The organism is bacterium (genome assembly GCA_020444325.1).
In the GTDB taxonomy this organism is placed as follows: domain Bacteria; phylum Bacteroidota; class Ignavibacteria; order SZUA-365; family SZUA-365; genus BM516.
Map to the genome: position 1 here is coordinate 31,552 of JAHLLD010000015.1, position 20,401 is coordinate 51,952.

General features: G+C 56.5%; 17 protein-coding genes. 13 read left to right on the forward strand and 4 right to left on the reverse strand.

Features of this window, described 5'->3' with window-relative positions:
- Positions 1–2 precede the first annotated feature (2 nt).
- From murD to KQI65_16255, 11 genes are all read left to right on the forward strand, one after another.
- Positions 3–1,385: a UDP-N-acetylmuramoyl-L-alanine--D-glutamate ligase gene (gene murD / locus KQI65_16205; protein ID MCB2206287.1), complete on the forward strand. Its 1,383-nt coding sequence runs from the start codon at positions 3–5 to the stop codon at positions 1,383–1,385.
- A complete protein-coding gene (locus KQI65_16210; protein ID MCB2206288.1) occupies positions 1,382–2,542 on the forward strand; it encodes a putative lipid II flippase FtsW in 1,161 nt (386 codons plus the stop codon). The genes murD and KQI65_16210 overlap by 4 nt, the downstream gene beginning before the upstream one ends.
- Positions 2,539–3,651: an undecaprenyldiphospho-muramoylpentapeptide beta-N-acetylglucosaminyltransferase gene (gene murG, locus KQI65_16215; GenBank protein MCB2206289.1), complete on the forward strand. Its 1,113-nt coding sequence runs from the start codon at positions 2,539–2,541 to the stop codon at positions 3,649–3,651. Before KQI65_16210 ends, murG begins: the two co-directional genes overlap by 4 nt.
- On the forward strand, positions 3,648–4,112 hold the full coding sequence (locus KQI65_16220; GenBank protein MCB2206290.1) for a DUF4383 domain-containing protein: 465 nt from the start codon (positions 3,648–3,650) through the stop codon (positions 4,110–4,112). Before murG ends, KQI65_16220 begins: the two co-directional genes overlap by 4 nt.
- Positions 4,113–4,229: 117 nt before the next feature.
- Positions 4,230–5,558, forward strand: coding sequence for a UDP-N-acetylmuramate--L-alanine ligase (gene murC / locus KQI65_16225; GenBank protein MCB2206291.1), 1,329 nt, complete (start codon positions 4,230–4,232; stop codon positions 5,556–5,558).
- Positions 5,559–5,561: 3 nt separating this feature from the next.
- Positions 5,562–6,494: a UDP-N-acetylmuramate dehydrogenase gene (murB, locus tag KQI65_16230; GenBank protein ID MCB2206292.1), complete on the forward strand. Its 933-nt coding sequence runs from the start codon at positions 5,562–5,564 to the stop codon at positions 6,492–6,494.
- Complete coding sequence (locus tag KQI65_16235) at positions 6,491–7,330, forward strand: cell division protein FtsQ/DivIB (protein MCB2206293.1); 840 nt, start codon at positions 6,491–6,493, stop codon at positions 7,328–7,330. Before murB ends, KQI65_16235 begins: the two co-directional genes overlap by 4 nt.
- A gap of 54 nt (positions 7,331–7,384) precedes the next feature.
- On the forward strand, positions 7,385–8,617 hold the full coding sequence (gene ftsA / locus KQI65_16240; protein MCB2206294.1) for a cell division protein FtsA: 1,233 nt from the start codon (positions 7,385–7,387) through the stop codon (positions 8,615–8,617).
- A gap of 80 nt (positions 8,618–8,697) precedes the next feature.
- Positions 8,698–9,885: a cell division protein FtsZ gene (gene ftsZ / locus KQI65_16245; GenBank protein MCB2206295.1), complete on the forward strand. Its 1,188-nt coding sequence runs from the start codon at positions 8,698–8,700 to the stop codon at positions 9,883–9,885.
- 219 nt (positions 9,886–10,104) lie between these two features.
- Positions 10,105–10,347, forward strand: a complete 243-nt coding sequence (locus KQI65_16250; GenBank protein MCB2206296.1) for a type II toxin-antitoxin system Phd/YefM family antitoxin — start codon at positions 10,105–10,107, stop codon at positions 10,345–10,347.
- Entirely contained in the window at positions 10,344–10,607 is a 264-nt protein-coding gene (locus KQI65_16255) for a Txe/YoeB family addiction module toxin (GenBank protein MCB2206297.1), read from the forward strand. The genes KQI65_16250 and KQI65_16255 overlap by 4 nt, the downstream gene beginning before the upstream one ends.
- A 304-nt stretch (positions 10,608–10,911) precedes the next feature.
- Here the strand turns inward: KQI65_16255 and KQI65_16260 are convergent, their stop codons facing one another.
- On the reverse strand, positions 10,912–12,552 hold the full coding sequence (locus tag KQI65_16260; protein MCB2206298.1) for a T9SS type A sorting domain-containing protein: 1,641 nt from the start codon (positions 12,550–12,552) through the stop codon (positions 10,912–10,914).
- A gap of 286 nt (positions 12,553–12,838) precedes the next feature.
- Positions 12,839–13,426: a hypothetical protein gene (locus tag KQI65_16265; protein MCB2206299.1), complete on the reverse strand. Its 588-nt coding sequence runs from the start codon at positions 13,424–13,426 to the stop codon at positions 12,839–12,841.
- 277 nt (positions 13,427–13,703) lie between these two features.
- Between KQI65_16265 and KQI65_16270 the strand changes: the two genes are divergently transcribed.
- Entirely contained in the window at positions 13,704–15,998 is a 2,295-nt protein-coding gene (locus KQI65_16270; GenBank protein MCB2206300.1) for a tetratricopeptide repeat protein, read from the forward strand.
- Positions 15,999–16,036: 38 nt separating this feature from the next.
- Here the strand turns inward: KQI65_16270 and yedA are convergent, their stop codons facing one another.
- Positions 16,037–17,044: a drug/metabolite exporter YedA gene (gene yedA, locus KQI65_16275; protein MCB2206301.1), complete on the reverse strand. Its 1,008-nt coding sequence runs from the start codon at positions 17,042–17,044 to the stop codon at positions 16,037–16,039.
- 158 nt (positions 17,045–17,202) lie between these two features.
- Between yedA and KQI65_16280 the strand changes: the two genes are divergently transcribed.
- Positions 17,203–18,756 (forward strand): T9SS type A sorting domain-containing protein, encoded by a 1,554-nt coding sequence (locus tag KQI65_16280; protein MCB2206302.1) that lies wholly within the window; start codon positions 17,203–17,205, stop codon positions 18,754–18,756.
- A 30-nt stretch (positions 18,757–18,786) separates the two neighbouring features.
- Here the strand turns inward: KQI65_16280 and KQI65_16285 are convergent, their stop codons facing one another.
- A complete protein-coding gene (locus KQI65_16285) occupies positions 18,787–20,394 on the reverse strand; it encodes a T9SS type A sorting domain-containing protein (GenBank protein MCB2206303.1) in 1,608 nt (535 codons plus the stop codon).
- Positions 20,395–20,401 lie beyond the last annotated feature (7 nt).

The window sequence follows — 20,401 nt, forward strand, 5'->3', positions numbered from 1 at the left end:
TCATGCAGCGCGCATTTGATATCGCAAGTTTGAATGTCACCGTCATTGGTGCGGCACGCAGCGGCCTGGCGGCGGCGCGCCTGCTCAAACGCAAAGGCGTCACCGTTTTCCTGACAGAGCTGTCTCCGGTGGAAAAATATCCGGAAGCCGCAATGATCATGCAGGCGGAAAATATTGAGCATGAATTCGGCGGGCACAGTGACCGCGTCTTCACCTCCGATCTCATCGTTGTTTCGCCGGGTGTCCCTTCGGATGCCCCCATCATCGTCGAAGCCGAAAGGCGCGACATGCCGGTGATCAGTGAAATCGAAGTCGGCGCGATGTTCCTCGACGGTTCAATCATCGCGGTGACCGGAACGAACGGCAAGACCACCACCACCACGCTCACCGGCGACATCGCCGTGGCATCGGGACGCAGATCCCTCGTGGCCGGGAATATCGGGCTGGCGTTCACTGATGCCATCCTTCAGCACGAGGGTCCGATTGACATGGCGGTGCTCGAGATCTCCAGCTTCCAGCTCGATTCCTGCGTCACCTTCCATCCGACCACCTCGGTAATCACCACCATCACGCCGGATCATCTCAACCGCTATCACGGGGATTTCCAGGAATACGTGAATTCCAAAATGCGGGTGTTCATGAACCAGGGTCCGGAAGATCGCCTGGTGTACAGCTACGATGATCCCGTGGTCACCGGCGCCATCAAGACTGCGCGTGCATCGCTGTATCCGGTCAGCTCACTGCAGCGTCTGCAGAAAGGCGGCTGGCGGGAAAACGGTTCGCTGGTCATCGACGCGGGTTACGGGAAGGAGACTGTTGCGGCCGTCGATGATCTGCGCGTGCACGGCAGGCACAATCACATGAATGTTCTGATGTCCGCTCTCGCTGCGAGGCTGGAAGGCATCAGCCTGGATGTTATCCGCGACACGGTGATGGATTTCAAAGGTGTGGAACACCGCCTGGAATTCATCTGCGAGGTCGACGGCATCAAATGGATCAACGATTCCAAGGCCACGAATGTGGATTCCGTGGTCATTGCGCTCAACAGCTACAGAAACAACTTCGTTCTCATCGCCGGGGGACGCGACAAGGGAACGTCCTACGAGCCGCTGGTAGACATTGTGCGTGAGAAAGTGCGCGCCATGGTCCTGATCGGCGAGGCTGCGGAGAGAATGGAAAAAGTCTTTGCGCCGGTCACGCGGGTGACGCGTGCGCGCGACATGCTCGAGGCGGTAAACATCGCGAACATGGCTGCGCAGCCCGGCGACATCGCCATGCTGTCTCCCGCCTGTGCGAGCTTTGACATGTATGACAACTTCGAACATCGTGGACGCGTGTTCAAGGAATGCGTCCGCACATTCTGCCGGGAACCGATGCTGGCATGAAGCAGAAGACAGGACATATCGACCTCTGGGTATTTCTCAGCGTGCTTGCACTGATGATGTTCAGCGTGGGCGTAGTGTACAGCGCTTCGGTATCGATTTCCGGCGCGCGTCACGGCGGTGACTATAATTACCTCGTGCGCAGCCATACGATACGCGTCGTCCTCGGTGTCATCGCGCTCTTCGTCGGTATGTTCGTCAACTACCATTTCTACAAGTATGTCAGCAAGTATCTTCTGATCATCGCATTGCTGCTGCTTGGATACACGCTGGTCGGCGGCACCATCGTCAAGGGTGCGCAGCGCTGGGTGACCTTCGGTCCCATAAGCTTCCAGCCTTCGGAATTCGCCAAGTTTGCCCTTGTCATGCATCTGGCCGTCCTTCTCTCCTCGAAACAGAAATACGTCAGGGAATTCCGCGATGGCTTTCTGCCGCTGCTCATATGGATCGTGGCGGTGGTCGGACTCGTCTTTCTGCAGCCCAATTTCAGCACTGGCGCCATTCTGCTTTCCATCAGCTTCATGGTGCTGTTCGTCGGACGCGTCAAAATCGTGCATCTCGCCGGTGTCGCCATCGCGGGACTGCCGCTGGTACTCGTTTACGCGGTGTCCGCTTCGTACCGCTGGCAGCGCATCATGTCGTACTTCACCGGGGGAGGCGGGAGCGAAGCCGGGAACTGGCAGGTGTCGCAGGCGGTGATTGGACTCGGCAGCGGCGGCATTTTCGGTGTCGGCATGGGGATGAGCAAACAGCGCGAATTGTTCCTTCCGGAATCCTACACCGACTTCATTTTCGCCATTGTCGGCGAGGAATACGGATTTATCGGCGCTGTGCTGATCCTCGCACTGTTCGCTATCATCATGGTGCGCGGCATGAAAATCGCCAAGCGCGCGACCGACGATCTCGGGCGATTCCTGGCCGTCGGCATCACCTGCACCATCACCGTGTACGCCATCATCAATACCATGGTCACGACGGGACTGCTGCCCACCACGGGGCTTCCCATGCCGCTGCTCAGTTACGGCGGTACGACCATTGTGTTCACCGCATACTTCCTCGGCGTGCTTCTGAACATCTCGATGTACACCCGAATTCGTCCGCGAGAAATCATCGTGCAGCAGGAAGAAGACGGTCCCAAAGTCGGAGAACTCTATCAATGAAACAGGCACTGCGCGTCATATTCGCCGGAGGCGGAACGGGAGGACATCTCTTCCCGGGTGTCGCCGTGGCCGAAGCGCTGCTTCAGCTGCGTCCTGGCAGCAGTGTCAGCTTTGTCGGATCGCACAATCGTATCGAAGCGCGTGTGGTGCCGAAGCTCGGCTATGCCTTCGATCCACTCTGGATTGCGGGACTGCGTCGCAGCTTCTCACTGAGCACCGCGCTTCTGCCGTTGAAAATCATGGTTTCGCTCGTGCAGTCCTGGCGCATTCTCCGTCGGCGCAAACCACATGTGATCGTGGGTACCGGTGGATTCGCCAGCGGTCCATTACTCTACGTCGCCGCGAAAACCGGTCGTCCCACACTCATCCACGAGCAGAACGAGTATCCCGGTATCACGACGCGCAAGCTTGCCGCGGATGTCGATGAGGTGCATGTGACCTACGAATCCAGCGCCCGGCTCCTCAGGCAGGCGAAGCAGCTCGTCATGAGCGGCAATCCCGTGCGATTGAGTCTGCAGAAGCATGACTCCGGTGACGCGCGCGTGCATTTCGGACTGCATCCGTCGCGGCGCACGCTGCTCGTGTTCGGCGGCAGTCTCGGCGCATCCGCCATCAATCGCGCCATGCGGAATCTCGTACCGCGTCTGGTGCGTGAAGAATATCAGCTCATCTGGCAGACCGGCGCGAAAGACATCGACGAGTACGCCAGTTTCGGTGCCCTGTATCAGGGACAGGTCGTGGTGCGGCCTTTCATTGACGAGATGGACATGGCATACTCTGCAGCTGATCTCGTGCTCTGCCGCGCAGGGGCGACGACGCTTGCTGAACTGGGCGTACTCGGACTCCCTGCAGTGCTTGTGCCGTACCCGCATGCAGCAGCGGACCATCAGACGCATAACGCCACTGCTGTGGCGGACAGCGGAGCGGCGGTTATGCTGCGCGACAGTGAACTCGACAGGCTGGAAGGAACGTTATTCACTCTTCTCGATGACGATCCGGCGCTGGCGCGCATGGCACAGGCATCGGCACAACTCGGTCGTCCCCAGGCCGCATTCCATATCGCCGAAGCGGTGATACGACTCGCAGAACAGAAGGAGGCCAGCGCATGAGTACCAACGAACGCGTCTTCAAACGCCGGCATGATTTCTACTACATCACGTTGCTCGTGTACGTCGCCTTTCTGGCCATGTATATCGTCATCACCGGCACCATTACCGACAACACGTTGAAGTTCGGTTTCCACGATCCCGTCGTCTACATCATCGGCATATTCATTCTTCATGCACTGGTCATGCTGCTGGTCGGCGTCGTGCGCAACCGCAGCCTGGTGCTGACAGATGATGCCATGATATTCCGCTCCCGTTTCCGTGAGCGCAGTATCCCGCTTGAGGATATCGAACGTATCACGCTCAAGCGCGACCGGCGGAAGCCGAACGACGGAAGTTTCGCCGTACTCAAGCTTCATGTCGCCGAACGTCGTCGCGTCGTGCGCATCCGCGTCGCCAATTACGAGCATGAGAAAGAGCTGTACCAGATGCTGAAAAAACTCAAAAGCGAACAGAAGAAATAACGAAGGAGGCCTGCCACGGCGGCGTTCGAGCGCAGCAAGGACGCAGCCGGGAGGACAAACGAATTGAAGTTTGCGAATATTCACCATATCTACTTCGTCGGTATCGGCGGTATCGGCATGAGCGGGATCGCTGAAATCCTTCTCAACCAGGGCTTCCGTGTATCAGGCTCCGACCTCTCGCTGACGGAAGTGACGCGGCATCTGCAGGACTGCGGGGCGACGGTGTACGAGGGACATGACCCCGCGAATCTGCATGACGTCGACGTCCTGGTATACTCCTCCGCCGTGGCACTGGAAAACCCGGAAGTGATCGCCGCATTGGACCGCAAGATTCCGGTCATTCGCCGTGCGGAAATGCTGGCGGAAGTCATGCGTCTCCATCACGGCATCGCGATTGCAGGAACACACGGGAAAACGACGACGACCTCGATGCTCGGACTCGTGCTCATCGAGGGGGAAAAGGATCCCACTGTGATAGTCGGCGGCAAGCTCCATGCTTTCGGCGGCACCAATGCGCGCCTGGGTGGCGGGGAATTCATGGTCGTGGAAGCAGACGAATACGATCGTTCCTTCCTCAAACTCAATCCCACCATGGCGGTATTGACGACGCTGGAAGCGGAGCATCTTGACATCTATGCCAGTCTCGAGGATCTGAAAAATGCCTTTATCGAATTCGCGAACAAGATTCCTTTCTATGGCTTCATAGCCATGTGCCTCGACGAGCCCGTGCTGCAGGAAATTCTCCCGAGCATCAAGCGCAAGGTGATCACCTACGGCTTCAGCTCGCAGGCCGATGTGCAGGCTGTCGGACTCGTACACAACGAGAACCGTGCGCAGTTCACGGTGCTTTCCATGGGGAAGGAACTCGGGGAAATCAGTCTCGGTGTCCCGGGCGAGCACAACGTGCAGAACGCCCTGGCCGCCATCACCGTCAGTCTCGAACTGGGTCTCCCTTTCGAGAGCATCAAGAAAGCGCTCGACAGCTTCACCGGTGCGTTCCGCCGCTTTGAAGTAAAGGCCGATATCGACGGCATCCTGGTGGTCGACGATTACGCACATCATCCCACGGAAGTCAAAGTCACCCTGCGTGGCATCAAGGCCGGCTGGCGCCGACGCGTGGTCTGCGTATTCCAGCCGCATACCTACTCGCGCACACGTGATTTCCAGCGGGAATTCGGCGGCGCGTTCATGAACGCCGATGTGCTCATCGTTACGGACATTTACCCCGCCCGCGAGCGTCCCATCCAGGGCGTGACCGGTGAGCTGATCTCGGATGCCGCCCGGCAGTTCGGACATAAGAATGTGCACTACGTGCCGGATAAGGCTGACGTTCCGGCCACGCTGCAGGAACTGGTGCAGCCCGGGGATATTGTCATCACCATGGGTGCGGGCGACATCTATCAGTACGGCGCACAGTACATCACCATGCTTGAGGATAAGGCCTGATTCATGCTTTCCCTGGAACACATACGGAGTCTCTGCAGCGGTGAGTTGCGCATCAGTGAAGCGCTCGCGCCGATGACATCGTTCCGCATCGGTGGTCCGGTAGACATTTACATCGAGCCAGCGGGAAGCGATGAGCTGACCGCGCTCGTGCAGTACCTGCGTGAAAGCGATACGAGTTACCTCGTGCTTGGCAACGGCAGCAACATCCTGATCAGCGATGATGGATTCCGCGGTGTCGTGTTGAATATCGAAAAGCACTTTTCCGGTCTCTCCATCGAAGGTGATGTGATCACCGCCGGTGCAGGTGCGCGTCTGAGCAAGTTCGTGGATTTCTGCGTGAAGAACGGAAAGTCCGGAAGTGAGATGCTTGCGGGCATCCCCGGCACACTCGGCGGCGCGGTGATCATGAATGCCGGCGCTTATGGAGGCGAGATCTCAGATTACATGCTGGAAGTCAGCGTTCTCCGTGATGGACGCGTTCAGTCGCTCGCTCCCGAGCAATGCGGATTTCGTTACAGAGGCTCGGAACTTCGTGGTGATATCGTTCTCAGAGCGCGCTTCCGTTTCCCGGAAGGTGATATGGAAGCGCTGCGCGCCCGGAGGAAGGAATTGCTGCTCAAGCGCAATGCCGCGCAGCCGGTGCAGAACCCGAATGCCGGAAGCATTTTCAAGAATCCCGAAGGGGATTATGCCGCGAGGCTTATCGAAGCCTGCGGATTGAAAGGACAGCGATTCGGTGGCGCTGTCATCTCCGAGAAGCATGCGAATTTCATCGTAAACGATGACGATGCGTCCGCCATGGATGTGATCAACGCCATGAATCACGTGCGCCGCACCGTGTTTGAAGAAACAGGCGTGGAACTCGAACCGGAAATTCAGCTCATCGGTTTTCCCGATGATATCATTCAACCAGTAAACTCGTCCGCCACCTCATGAGACGAAAGAAGACCGTCAAACCCACCCGTTTCCGCGCCACCGGCGTCGTCACGTTCTTCGTGCTTGCCGGGATTGCCGGACTCGCTGTGCTCGCCGCGCAGTGGCGACAGGGTGTGCAGGGTGTGGATCTGCAGGTGAAGGGACTCCATATCGTGACGGAAGCACAGATTCGCAAGGCTGCCGGGGTCAGCGACACCTCTGCGCTTGCGGAACTCGACTTGCTGACGATACGGCGCGCGGTACTCGATAATCCCTTCGTCAAGGATGCCGATGTGCAGCGTGCCCCCCCGCGCACTCTTCGGATTGATGTGCTGGAAAGAACACCCATCGCCATGCTGCTCAATGTGCAGGCGAAAGACTGGCTGATAGATGAAGACGGTTTCGTCCTTCCCGCGGTGCATTCTGCCGCGGTGCACGATCTGCCCGTGCTGACAGGAAGTGCGGACGTGCAGGATCTGAAGCCCGGCGTGCGCATTAGGAATCCGAGAGTGCAGAAAGCGTTGCAGGTATTGAAAACCGCCGCGGCTATTGATCCTGCGATGATGAACATGTTTTCCGAGGTCAACCTCGATCAGAGGAGGGACCTGGTGTTTTACACCATGGAAGGTGGCGTTCCCGTGATTTTCGGATCGACCCGCAACAAGGAAGACAAGCTGCGATCGTTTGCCGCATTCTGGGAAAACGTCGCGATGAAATATGACCCCACGTCCCTCGAGTACGTGGATCTTCGATGGAAGAAGCAGGTTGTCACGCGGTGGCGCGACGCTTCATCCGCACCGGAACAGGCGCAGGTGGAATACGCCGCCCTGCCGGATACCAATCACGTCCAAGAATAAATTCGCATACATGCTGAAGTACCGCATATGAAAACACGTTACCAGGGCGCCGGAATCGCAGAAAACATCGTTGTCGGACTCGACATCGGCACGACGAAAGTCTGCGCCATGATTGCCGCGAAAGACGCGGACGATCGTATCAATATTCTCGGCATCGGCAAGGCGGAGAACGAGGGCATGGCCCGCGGTACGGTTACGCATATCGACAAAACCGTACGTGCCATCCAGTCCGCCGTCATGGACGCCGAGAGGCAGTCGGGCATCAAGGTCCGCGCCGTCAACGTCGGTATCGCCGGCGATCACATTCAGAGCTTCCAGAGCCGCGGTGTCATCGCCATCAGCAATCCGGAAAACGAGATCACGCGCAAGGATGTAGAGCGGCTGCTGCAGGATACCAAGCGGGTTGCCCTGCCGTCGGATCGCCGCATCATCCATGTCATTCCGCAGGAATTCATCGTCGACGGACAGGATGGCATTTATGATCCCGTCGGTATGGCGGGTGTGCGCATGGAAGCCAACGTGCACATCATTACCGGCGGCATCACTGCGGTACAGAACATCTACAAATGCGTTGAAAGGGCGGGACTGGAAGTCAACGACCTCGTGCTCGAACCACTGGCATCGGCCAACTCGGTGATGAGCGAAGAGGAAAAGGAAGTCGGCATCGTGCTTGTCGACATCGGCGGCGGGACGACGGACATCGCCATCTTCGAGGAGCGCACCATTCGTCACTCCGCCGTTCTCGCCATTGCCGGCAAGAAAGTGACCGAGGATATCCGCAAAGGACTCGGCATTCTCAACGACCAGGCGGAGAAACTCAAGCGCGAGCACGGCTACGCGTTTCTCCCCGAAATCGTCGACGACACACCAATCATGCTCCCGCGTCTCGGCAGCCGCGACGAAATGCAGATCAGCCGCTCGCTGCTCTGCCAGATCATCCAGCCGCGCATCGAGGAGGTACTGGAAATTGTCGCTCTCGAAATCAAGCGCTCCGGCTATTCAAAGCATCTGCACAGCGGCGTGATTCTCACCGGTGGTGGATCCCTGGTCAAGGGAACGGCGGCGCTGGCGCGGGAGGTCCTTGGCATGCCGGTGAAAATCGGTATTCCATCGGGCTTCAGCGGCGGTTTCGTCAATGAAGTCGAGAATCCCATGTACAGCACCTGCGTCGGACTGGTGCTGCACGGCATGAAGAGCATTGGTTCCACGAATTTCGAAGTCGGTCTCCGAGGAGAGGGCAAGGCCGGCATCGTCAAGAAGATTATTGAATGGTTCAACGAACTATAGATCGATTCCGAGAATGAAACACTTTGAAACAGTGAAAACCATACAGATTAACTCATCACCCACTTTCTGAGGAGGGCCTTATGGCTATCTTATACGACAACACTGGTGACAGTCGGGCGAAGATCCGCGTCGTTGGTGTCGGCGGCGGAGGCGGCAACGCGGTGGAAGACATGATCAACCGCGGACTCGACAACGTCGAGTTCATCGCCATCAACACGGATGCGCAGGCGCTTGAGCGCAGCGGATCCAATTACTGTCTCCAGGCGGGCAAGAACCTGACCCGCGGACTCGGTGCGGGAGCGGATCCTTCGGTCGGCTATCGCGCTGTTGAGGAAGACAAGGAGGAAATCGCTTCCGTGCTCGCCGGCAGTGACATGGTCTTTGTGACCGCGGGCATGGGCGGCGGAACCGGCACCGGCGGATCTCCCGTCGTCGCGAATCTCTCGAAGGGCACCGGCGCACTCGTCGTCGGCATCGTGACCAAGCCGTTCCATTTCGAAGGCAAGCGCCGGATGGCGCAGGCCGAAGAAGGCATCGAGGAACTGCGCAAGCACGTTGACACGCTCATCGTCATCCCCAACCAGAAGCTGTTGTCGCTGGTGGACAAGGGTACGGCCCTGTCCGAGGCCTTCCAGCTCGCAAACGAAGTTCTGTACAATGCGACGCGTGGTATCGCGGAGATCATCGCCGTTCCCGGCCTGGTCAACGTAGACTTCGCCGATGTTCGCACCATTATGCGTGATATGGGTGACGCGCTGATGGGCAGCGGCATCGCCGAAGGCGACAACCGCGCCGTCGAAGCCGCGCACAACGCCATCAGCAGTCCGCTCCTCGACGGTGTCTCCATCGGCGGTGCGCAGGGCGTCCTTGTCAACATCACCGGCGGCGAAGACATGTCGCTGGTCGAAATCGACGAAGCCGTTTCCATCATCACCGAAGCCGCCGGCGAAGAAGCCAACGTCATCTTCGGTTCTGTCGTCGATCCCTCGCTCGAAAACAAGCTGATGGTTACCGTCATCGCCACCGGTTTCAACAAGAAGCACGCGGGCGCCCGTCGTCCCGCCGCCTCACAGCCGCAGCGTCAGCAGCGCGCCGCGCACATTCCGACCGGTATCAACGAAATCCGCGAACTCGACGAACCCGCTTTCATCCGCAAGGGACTCTCCCTCGCATCCTCCCAGGAGGAAAGCGACGAGGAAAGCGGCAACCAGCGCATCGAAAAATCCAATCCTGATCGCCCCGCATTCCTGAGGAAGATCATGGACTGAGCCCGCCGAAGTCTCCCGCAACGCGGGACGAAGGCGGGCAGAAAGCCTGGAGAGATTACATCTTACACTACCACAGCGCCCCGGATTTTGTCTGGGGCGTCGTGGTTGTGCTGACGCAACGCACAAACTGTAACTGTGTTGCAAACAGTGCTGCGGGGGTTAAAAGTGGCTTGCAAAAACGTACGACAATACGTACGTTTAGAGGGAAAGGAGTTTCACATGCCCATACACACCGTATCCGACGCACGCGCAAACCTGTATCGCCTCATTGACCAGGCAGCCGAATCGCACGAGCCCATCGTCATCACCGGGAAACGCTCATCGGCTGTCCTGATCGCGGAAGAAGACTGGCGATCGATACAGGAGACGCTGTACCTGCTCTCCATCCCCGGCATGCGCGAATCAATCATCGCCGCCCGGAAGGAGCCACTGTCGAAGAGTGCAAGGGAACTCGACTGGTGACATGGACCGTCGTTTTCTCCACGCAGGCCCGCAAGGACGCGAAGAAACTCGCGTCCGCGGGATTGAAGCCCAACGCAGAGGCGCTGTTGGACATCCTCCGGGAGAATCCCTTCCAGACTCCGCCGCCGTACGAAAAACTTGTTGGTGATCTCGCAGGAACCTATTCCCGCCGCATCAATATCCACAACCGCCTGGTATACGAAGTCTTCCCGAAGAAGCACATCGTCCGCGTCCTGCGGATGTGGACGCACTACGAATAGCAATTCAGGTACAATCGGATGGAGCGATGGAGGGCGCCCTATCTTACCGATTCATTCGCATTCAGCCTCAATTTTGTGTTGCATATATGTTGCACGAATTCCTATAACTTCAGCTATAGCAACAAAACGTAAGATTATGGACTGACCCCGCCGAAGTCTCCCGCAACGCGGGACGAAGGCGAGCAGAGCGCCCGGAAACATTAGATCTGATTCAACAGCAGCGCCCCGGCAATAAACCGGGGCGCTGTGATTATGTTTGTTCGAGTCTCAGGGGACTCTGGTCATTTCACTGGTGTTGACTGCATCAACGCTCAACAACAAACTTGGTGGTCTCGGTACCGCTCGCTGAGGAGACGACGACGAAGTACAATCCGGGGATGCAATCCTGTGCGTCGAACGGGAGCATGAACGTACCGGTATCGTCGCCATATTCCTCGAAGCGTGCTATGACGGCACCGAGTGTGTTGACGACGTTGATGGTGACAGGACCAGGCTCGGTGACCCGGTACGAAATCGTCAGATCACCCTTGGTGGGATTCGGGTACACCGTCAGTGTGGCTGGCAGCGAGGGATCATCAGACCACTTGGTCTTGGGATTCAGGGTCTTGGAGGTCTTGTACACACAGAGGTCTGACCAGTCGCTGTTTCCATAGGTGTCGCAGAGGTTCTGCACCTGGAATTCATACGATGTATTCTTCGTCAACCCTGAGATGAACAGTGAATTAGTGCCCGGTGAGTAGTTGTCCCAGTTCGGCGAACCGACTTTCCTGTGCCGCACGTAATAACCGCCCACGTTGTGGTGCATGGCAGTCCACGTCAGTGTCGCGGTCGTGCGGGTTGGATTGGGAACGCTTAGCATGGTTGGAGGCTCGCAATCGTCCGGGGCGCTGCAGGCGTCGGAAAATCGAAGCGAATACAACGGACTCGAAGACGTCGCAAAGCAGTCCTGCATGCGGAGCACCTGGTCGGGTGTGAAATTCGCCGTGACCTTTCCGTACATATAATCCATGAAGTTCATATACATAACGCCGGGGTAGGTCGTCGTGCATGCATCTGTCACGGCGCCGGTCCAAGAACTCAAGGTCAGACCGGTATTTGCCTGGTTGGGTGTATCGTCACAGTAGTCCGTTCCATTGCAGGCTCCATCGTCATCGCCCCAGATATGGTACAGGTTAAGGCAATGCCCGATTTCATGCGTGGCGATTTTGCCCTGTCCGCCATACCAGTTGGTGTCTGCAGAAGCTACCGAGGTGTAGTCGACGATCGCGCCATAGTACTTGCCGATGGACCAGGTAGGGAACCATCCCATGCCGAGTATGCCGCTCTCCATATCGCATACCCAAATGTTGAAATACACGGAGGGGTCCCAGGCATCAAGTCCGCCCGCGCTGTACTCCTTGACACTCGTTACATCGATCTCAGATTTGGTAGTATAGCGCCGCTCAATACCATTTGTCGGTGAGCCATCCAGCTTCTTCTGCGCCAGGCAAAACTGAATTTTGGTGTCCGCTTTCAGGGTGGACGGAAATGCCTGCATTGAATGCATGTTAAGTGCTGCGTAATCCCTGTTTGTCAACTCAATCTGCTCCAGCACACGTGCTTCCGAAACGTTCTCTTCCGGGGTGTTGTAAAGGATATGTACCACGACCGGAATGGTAATCGAGATCGAAGTTGGAGGGGGCGGCGTCGGAGTCGGTTTGGTCGGTTTTTTCCCGAGGCTTTCCACGCCTTTCTCCCGCTTCATTTTTGCGGCATTCAACCGAAACTTCAATTTCTCTTCATACTGCTGAACGCGTGTTTCCAGTGTCGGGTCGAGCTTTTTCAGATGCTTGTACATTTTCATCGTGTAACACCAGTCCTCCTCCTGCTGCGCCTGCGCGCGTGGAGCGAGAAGGATACAGAAAATGAAGAGTACGAATGTTGAAAGGGTAATCATTCGTCGCATAGTGTCTCCATGAGATACGTTGCGGGCTATGGCTGTATACCCCCTGTTCGCGGCATCACAACCGACTGCGCCCAATAGTGGATGTCTATATGAGTTGAATAAGGTCTTAAGAGTATATCGTCTTAAACAGAAGCAACCGCAATGGGTAGTACTACCTATTTCCATAGGGGGTAGCACCTATTTGGATTCATATGAATCGGAATATTCGCGCTCTGGCTGTATAACAACGGCACCCCGGAGAGTCTCCGGGGCGCCGTGGTAATGAGAGGGTTAGATTCCTACAGTATCACTGTGCGTAGGATATCAACTCGGTGAGTACTTCGTCGTCATTGTCGTCGCTGAACAGACTGATGCCGGTCATGGAGTGCTCCCTGACGAGACCGATGTCGTCTGCGAACCACCAGGTCACTTTGCGGCCACCGTCTACCGAAAGCTCATACTTCACCGTTTCATATGTCGTGCCCAGCACGGTGATGGTTTCGTGCGTGATCTCGTTTTCGTCGTAGACATGCTTGAACAGGGGGAACTCACCTTCACGCGGATGGTCTCCGAGTGAGTAAATTACTCCGGCGCTGTCGAGCAAACCGATAATGCGTCCCCAATCGGGATATTGCGGGGGCATGCGTATCATGAGAAAATCAAACAGCTGATCGCTCGACCAGGATGTGTCGATTTTGACCTCGACCGTTGCGTCGGGGCCAACAGTGCCTTTGTACACATTCGTGTGATACGTCCATACTGCGCCCCGGTTGAATGGGAAGTAATCTTTTTCCGTTGGGTCGGGGGTGACCGGGTCGTCATCGTCACAACCCGACGTGATCGCTGCGATGCTGATCAGAGCCGGGAGACAGAGAAAGATGAACAGGCGTTTCATTGTCGCTCCGCATAGAGAATGGCTGTGGAAAGGGAATTGAAATATACCATAAGGAATAAACAACTCTTGAACGATAGGGCGGATGTTTTGTTCCAGGGTATATTCGGGGCTGTTGTGCATTTCTTGTGATTCGAATGGAAATGGACTATTGTGCTTTACACTCCACGTTTGCAGCGGGTCAGTGAAATCGTCCAATTGCGGTGCGCAAGGTGCGCTTCCTGAATTGTGCCACGCTCGGGACCGAAGACATGGGAGTGTCCTTGCATAAGGAACTCGTATGTCCGATTCCCCTCGTGTCCGGCCCCATGCAGATCATGGCCCGATCCTGTTTGCGCTCCCGCTTGTCTTCCTTCTTCTGCTCCGTTTCGTGCTCTCGTTTTTCCCGAAGCTCGGTTGGTGGGGACTCGATTACGTCGGCTACCTGCCGCTCTGGCAGCTGCTGACTATCACAAGTACATCCGTCGTTCTGGCTCTGCCCGGTGTGGCTGGTAATCTCTCGAGTGCATGTGCTTCCATTGCACGAGTGCTCTTTCCCGCAAATTCCGGAAAAGCGTTGTGGCGGCATGGTGGATTCGCCGTTGCTGTCGGGCTGCTCGTCTTCTCCCTCTCACTACCCTTCCCCTTTCTCGGAGGAGACGGCGTGCATGTCATGCGGCGCCTGTTTCGATTTCACGCAGGGGTGATCGGTGCATACGGACAAATCAGTACCGAGCCACTGACGGTATTATTCTATGCAGGAGTGACAGGATTCCTATCAAATGCAGTGCGCGAGGGGAGCGTGAATCTTACCGGGTATACCATGCTGTTTCGAATCATCGGCAGCCTCGGTGCTACAGCGATGACCTTCACGGTCCTGCGGTATGCGGTCAAACTCGTCGAGAACGAGTTCGATCGTGTTCCTTTGCTGACCTTGCTGCTGTTCACGGGGGGCAGTTTGTTTTTTTTCGGCTATGTCGAGTTTTATACCCCCGTTTTCATTATGTCCGCCTTCTTTCTGTTGAGCGGGATGTACGCACTGCGAACGCAGAATCGGCCATTCCTTCCAACGGTTTTCCTTGCACTCGCGATCGCATTCCACCTTTCCGCTGTCGTTTTTCTCCCCGCCTTGTTGTTGCTGTGGTCAGGTCCTGCGTTGACCGGCCAGGCGTTGGATATGCGTTCACCTTCCGTACGCTTGCAGTTGCTGCTGCTATTGATGGGAATCGCTGCTGCGGTGATCGTATATGCCATGGGAATTCCGGGCCCCTGGATTCCCATCTCAGGAAATGTGACGAGCGATACACTTTTCTCTGTCGTGCATCTGCGTGACGTCGCGAATAATATGCTGCTCACCGCCCCGGTCGCGGTCTCCACCGTGCTCCTGCTGCTTCTGACGCGTCGGCACAGCCTCGCCCCTGTACCATCGAACGTTCTGTTCGCAGGCACGGCGCTGCTCTGGTGTGGCGTCCTGCTGTTATCGCAGCCGGCATTCGCACAGGACTGGGATATCTTCGCGATCTTCGGCCTGGCCGCCAGCGCTCTTGCCTGGCTCCTGTATCTGCAGGTTAGCAACCCGGTCCTTCGCGGGTACCTGCATGTGCAACTCATCGTGCAGCCCGCGCTTTTTCTGCTGCCCTGGCTTCTCCTGCACATGAACCAGGAAGGCGCCGTCGAACGGTACGCTGATCTCGCCCGGCAGTACTCCGGTATTCTCCCGTCTTCCGTGGTCGCGGGCTTTCACGAAACATTACGCACAGAGGCAGTGTCGCGAGAAGCGGGAGACGAAGAGATACATCAGATTGCAGCGATGAATGCGCTGACCGAAGACCCGTATGAATACATGAAACTGCTTCGCGCGATTACGACGCGGAACCCCGGTGTCAGGCTTGCGCTGCCTGATGTGCGGTCCATGCTGCAGCGTATCACCTTGCTGCGGGACAGTGTTCTGGATATTCCCGTCGGGGAAGATGCCGAAGCGCGCGGTATCACACTCAGAATATTGTACCAGTCGCTGGTTATCGCCATGGGTGCCGTGCTGCCCTCCAAAGATCGTATCGCATGGCTCGAAGAAGGGGCCGAGGCAGCTGTCGTGCTCGGTCATTCTTTTTCGATACAGGCACAACTCGGGCATCTGGCCTTCGAGACAGGGAACTATGACGGAGCTCGGGATTGGTACCAGCAGGCGCTGATCGATTCCTTATCCGCTCCAACGGACGGTGGGGCGGCGCTCTCCCTCCTCTACTCCAACCTGGGAATCGCACAATTCGATGCGATGGCGCACGATGCTGCCTACGCGTCATTCCTGCATGCGACAATGTATCCCGCGGCGCGGGCATCAGCATGGAGCAACCTGGGATTTGCCTGCTTTCGTACCGCAAGGATCACACAGGCGGTATCAAGTTTCGATCATACCCTGCGTATGGATTCAAGTGATGTCAACGCACTGTATTGCCTGGGCCGCATTCGCCTGGAGCATCCGGAAAGCAGGGAAGCCGGCAAATGGCTGCTCGCACGCTTCCTCCTCCTCGAATCAGGAACGAAGCGCAGCAATGAAATTCGTCGCTGGCTGGCGCTCTCCGGTACCGGGAAGTGAGGAATGATCCACTTTAACAATGGTCGTCTTTCTGCAACTTACGCGGTGGACTGACGGACTTTTTCCCTGGTGATAAGAACCACGCCGCCAACAATGATGATCGTCGCGATGATGATGCGTTCGTTGAGCAGTTCGTCGGCCAGCAGCCAGCCGAGGAAGACGGCGATGACGGGATTGACGTAAGCGTAGGTACCCACGCGTGCAGGCGTGCTGGCCCGGAGCAGCCAGATATACGAGGTGAAGGCAATCCACGAACCGAAGACAATGAGATAGAGGATTGAGGCGAAGGAGCGCAGAGAGACGTCTGCGGGATTGAAATGAAAAGGTTCACCGAGGAAGGTTGAGAAGACAATGAGTATCGCGCCGCCGGCGATCATCTGCACGGCGGTTCCGAGCAGGGGACGAGGGGAGTGCTGCGCAGAACGTGAATACATTGATCCGGCTGCCCAGGCCATGGTGCCGAACACCACGGCGGCCGCACCGATCAGATCCACTTCCCCCGTGCCAGTGATGCGCGCAGGATCGATAAGCAGCACCATACCGGCAAAGCCCAGGGCGAGTCCGAGAGCAACCTGCCAGGAGGGACGATGGGCATCCTTGACCCACTCGATGATCACGAACCAGAGCGGGATGAGCGCGATGATCAGCGCCGTGAGTCCGGAAGGCACGGTTTGCTCCGCCCATGACACCGCGCCGTTGCCTCCCGCGATAAGCAGGATGCCCACAATGCTCATCGACTTCCACTGCGCCACTGTAGGTGCAGCCGTCCCCCGCACACGCAGCCAGGCGTACAGCACGGCACCGGCGATAAAGAAACGCACACCCGCCATCAGGAAGGGCGGAATCGTCTCCACTGCGAAACGGATCGCGAGGTATGTCGATCCCCAGACTACATACACTGCCAAGAATGCGAGCAGGATTTTCGTGGATTGTGAAGCCGGAGCAGTCGTGCTGTTGCGCAATTCCAATGGCCTTTCATGGGTGGATGCAACATCAATATGCACTTTCTGCATATTTCCCGGCAGTCTGTTATGCACTTTCTGCATAATTTCTCCGGGAGGATTATGCAGTTTCTGCATATTTTCTGCGTCTCTTCAAGTGGATATCCATCTCCGTTGCATCTTATTTCCTCTTCCCATAGCTTCCAGTATACATAGAGCAATTTCCTATACAGTCTGTCAGGCATCTTCCCGGGGGTGAATCCATGTTCCGTAAATGTGCAATCGTGGTGCTGGCTGTTGTCTTTCCGCATCTGATGCTGGCGCAGAACCCGGCACAACAGGAAATCCGCATAAGTGAAATTGGCGCGCAATCAGAGGTGCCACTGAAAATTCTGCACCGGGAGGGTGACGGCTACTGGGTTTTCTGGAATAACGGCATGCGTCGTCTTTCCGAGGAGGGATTACCTGTCGGGGAGCAGAAAGGCTCCTACGGGTACAGTGGAGCTGGCACCTTCATGGATGACGGCAGGCTCGTGCTGTTTCATTCACGGCCTGGTGGGGGAACAGAATTCCGGTTTCTGTTTCTTCAGGATACGGTCGCCATCGATACCTCCGCCATGATGTTTTCGATAAGCTCGTATCGGGATGGTTCTGGCCATGGAACGTCATGGTGGATGAATCGGTCACATGCACATGTGATCTCGTATGAGAAAAAGGTGTTTGCGGCCTCGGGCTACTGGATGGGACAGTATAACATTAATGGAATGGAAGGGCGGTACGCGGAGACCACACTGCATATGTGGGATGCACCTGAGCGTTCGTTGAACTGTCTGTTGAAATTCGATGCGAATTCAGGGGGCCGGCCATCAAATCTTCCAGCTCCTTTTATTGCACTCTTGCAACCTGCTGGAAACCGTGCACTTGTATATATCGAGAAGCACATTTATGGCGGAAATCGGCGCACTTTTCATACACTGAATCTCGTCACCGGAGAAATGAGACAGACTGCGTATGTCGATACCGTCGACTTCTATCACAGGGATTACAATCAGCAGCTACTCAAACAAACCGAACGGCAAATTGACCTCCTCTCACGAAACAGAGATGATCCGGGTATACGTGTTGACAGAATCGACACCGCCGATTATTTCATCCATGTGCGCTATAGGTTGGATCTTCCTGTAAGGTTGCATTCCATCTCGGATGGCTATGGTGGACTTGTCAATGAAGAGGATCACGTCGGCAATATCCTTGATTACCAGGCAGCATCCCTGGGCGGAGGCCGGAAGCTGATCGTCTGGTCAGAAGAAACAACGAATGACAGCTCGAACGTCTATGCAACGGTATATTCCAATGCCTGGAAGCAGCAGGGCTCCCACTTTCGTATCAATACGGAGACGGGCTGCCAGAATATGGGTCCCTCTTTGATCATTCGACACGATACCGTTTTCGTGGTGTACTATTCAAACAGAGAAGGGCCATATCATGTCTATCTTCGGGCAATCACCATCGACAACCTTCTCGATGCTTCCGCTCCCGCGCAACTGCCATCCGCATTTTCAATAGCGGCACCCTACCCGAATCCCGTGCCCGTGACGTCGAGGTACGTGAGCGTTCAGGTCGATGTGGTGAGGGATGGTGCCGTGGAACTCGCGCTGTATGATATGCTCGGACGCAGGAGGTCGATCCTGCATCGCATGCTCCAACGCGGGAGCATGACGATGCAGATTCCGATTGACGGACTTTCCCCCGGCATCTATCACCTTCGCGCAAGATCAGCGGATGAAAGCCGGTTCTCGCGATTGGTTGTTCGCTAGCACAATGAGGTCACGTGCGCTGTACTGGTGTCAGCGCAGGACCGTCATGCGCCTGGCGGTGCTGTATCCATTACTCCGCAGCTGGTAGATGTACGTGCCGGGCCCAAGCGCAGAGGCGTCGAAGCGCACGGTGTGCGTGCCTGCGGGAAGGTATGCTTCCAGCGGCAGAGCAACGCGTCTCCCCAGCATGTCCGTAACCGTCAGGTTTACGTCCCCCGCAGTTTCGGTTGTAAAGGGGATGCGGGTTATGCTGCAGACAGGATTGGGGGCGTTTTGTCCGAGCCAGATTGATTGTGCAGCCGGTGGCGAAGCAGTGGCATTCGGTTGCTGATTGATGAGAACGCGGAAGCCGCGTGCATTATCGATGGTGAATGATTCCGCCGGTGTTTCATAGAGGGTGTCGGTAGCGATGGCGTACCACGTGATTTCCGTCGCGCCCCCACTCCAGATTGGCTGCGCCGCTGCCAGATATGCGGTGAACTCCGCCACGGTAATGCTGAGCGTGGAATCCGTGCCGGGATCAATCCATTCCGTCTGTCCCCCGGCCGTCTGCGTTATCCTGTCATAGAAGCGCACTGCGTAGAACACGTCGTCGCTGTACAGCGACGGATCGAAACGTGAGACCCATGCAGCATGGTAGGGATCTGCGGGACGTGAGGGATGCCACGCGAAATGCATGACGCTGTCGAGCGGGGCTGTGTTCAGATTGAGATGAATACCATCATACGGAGCATACTGCTCGAACGGATAAGGTGCGTGCGCAAGGATGAAGATGCTATCGCTTCTGCCGCTGATGTTCGGATTGGCTGCGCTGTGAAGTTCGATCCACTGTCCCGCTGCTACTCCGCGTTCGCGCTCCGCAGTGAGTGTGGCATAGAACGCTGTAACACCGTGGACTGTGAGTGACGCATCCATCAGGGATGGCAGCCAGGCAGCAGGAATGAATGGATGAGGCGGTGGTGCCGCAAGCTCATTGCTGAAACGGGCGAAGGCCACAACGTCTACGGTATCCGTGAGCGTATTCCCGTATCGATCCTGCGGTGTGCAGAGAATTTCGAAAGGACGTGCGACGAAGACGTGTTTCGAGCCGTCATCCATCGCGTATGTGACCTCCGTCATGAAGCGGGCAAGCGTGTCCGCGTAAATCACAATGGGTGGGGACAGCTGCTGCAGCGACGGTACGGTGGGACGAAGCTCGAGACGGATAATGTCGCCGGCTCTCGTGCTGATGAAACAGAGTCGCACTCTGCCGTTCACAAACCTCGTGCTGCGAACGGAAAAATCTGAATCCGTTAATTGAATGATTCTCTCCCCGTCGACCTCCGTAACGATGTTGACCCAGGAGTATCCTTCCGGATCCTCGTTCCAGCTCCTTTTGGATGTGTCAATGCCTGCACGGCATCCACTTACCCCAATATCACAGAATGATCCGATCGAATCCCAGTTCGTGATGATGTTGCCGAGTGAGTCTTTGGCAACAAGCTCGAAGCAGAATTTTTCACCTGCCCGGAGTCTGATCGTGTCGGTGGATACGATCTCAAAGGAAACACTCCTGACCTGCGCGTGCAGCGAAGATGCTTGCAAAAGAATGATGGTGGATGCGCAGCTCAACAGCCGCAGAAAATGCGATACCCTCATGACAACC

Bases quoted from the DNA above. Each gene is read 5' to 3' on its own strand.
- KQI65_16210 (MCB2206288.1), top strand. From the start codon at position 1,382: ATGAAGCAGAAGACAGGACATATCGACCTCTGGGTATTTCTCAGCGTG.
- KQI65_16220 (MCB2206290.1), top strand. From the start codon at position 3,648: ATGAGTACCAACGAACGCGTCTTCAAACGCCGGCATGATTTCTACTAC.
- murB (MCB2206292.1), top strand. From the start codon at position 5,562: ATGCTTTCCCTGGAACACATACGGAGTCTCTGCAGCGGTGAGTTGCGC.
- KQI65_16265 (MCB2206299.1), bottom strand. From the start codon at position 13,426: ATGAAACGCCTGTTCATCTTTCTCTGTCTCCCGGCTCTGATCAGCATC.
- KQI65_16270 (MCB2206300.1), top strand. From the start codon at position 13,704: ATGTCCGATTCCCCTCGTGTCCGGCCCCATGCAGATCATGGCCCGATC.
- ftsZ (MCB2206295.1), top strand. From the start codon at position 8,698: ATGGCTATCTTATACGACAACACTGGTGACAGTCGGGCGAAGATCCGC.
- yedA (MCB2206301.1), bottom strand. From the start codon at position 17,044: ATGCAGAAAGTGCATAACAGACTGCCGGGAAATATGCAGAAAGTGCAT.
- KQI65_16235 (MCB2206293.1), top strand. From the start codon at position 6,491: ATGAGACGAAAGAAGACCGTCAAACCCACCCGTTTCCGCGCCACCGGC.
- KQI65_16250 (MCB2206296.1), top strand. From the start codon at position 10,105: ATGCCCATACACACCGTATCCGACGCACGCGCAAACCTGTATCGCCTC.
- murG (MCB2206289.1), top strand. From the start codon at position 2,539: ATGAAACAGGCACTGCGCGTCATATTCGCCGGAGGCGGAACGGGAGGA.
- KQI65_16285 (MCB2206303.1), bottom strand. From the start codon at position 20,394: ATGAGGGTATCGCATTTTCTGCGGCTGTTGAGCTGCGCATCCACCATC.
- KQI65_16280 (MCB2206302.1), top strand. From the start codon at position 17,203: ATGTTCCGTAAATGTGCAATCGTGGTGCTGGCTGTTGTCTTTCCGCAT.
- KQI65_16260 (MCB2206298.1), bottom strand. From the start codon at position 12,552: ATGCGACGAATGATTACCCTTTCAACATTCGTACTCTTCATTTTCTGT.
- murD (MCB2206287.1), top strand. From the start codon at position 3: ATGCAGCGCGCATTTGATATCGCAAGTTTGAATGTCACCGTCATTGGT.
- murC (MCB2206291.1), top strand. From the start codon at position 4,230: ATGAGCGGGATCGCTGAAATCCTTCTCAACCAGGGCTTCCGTGTATCA.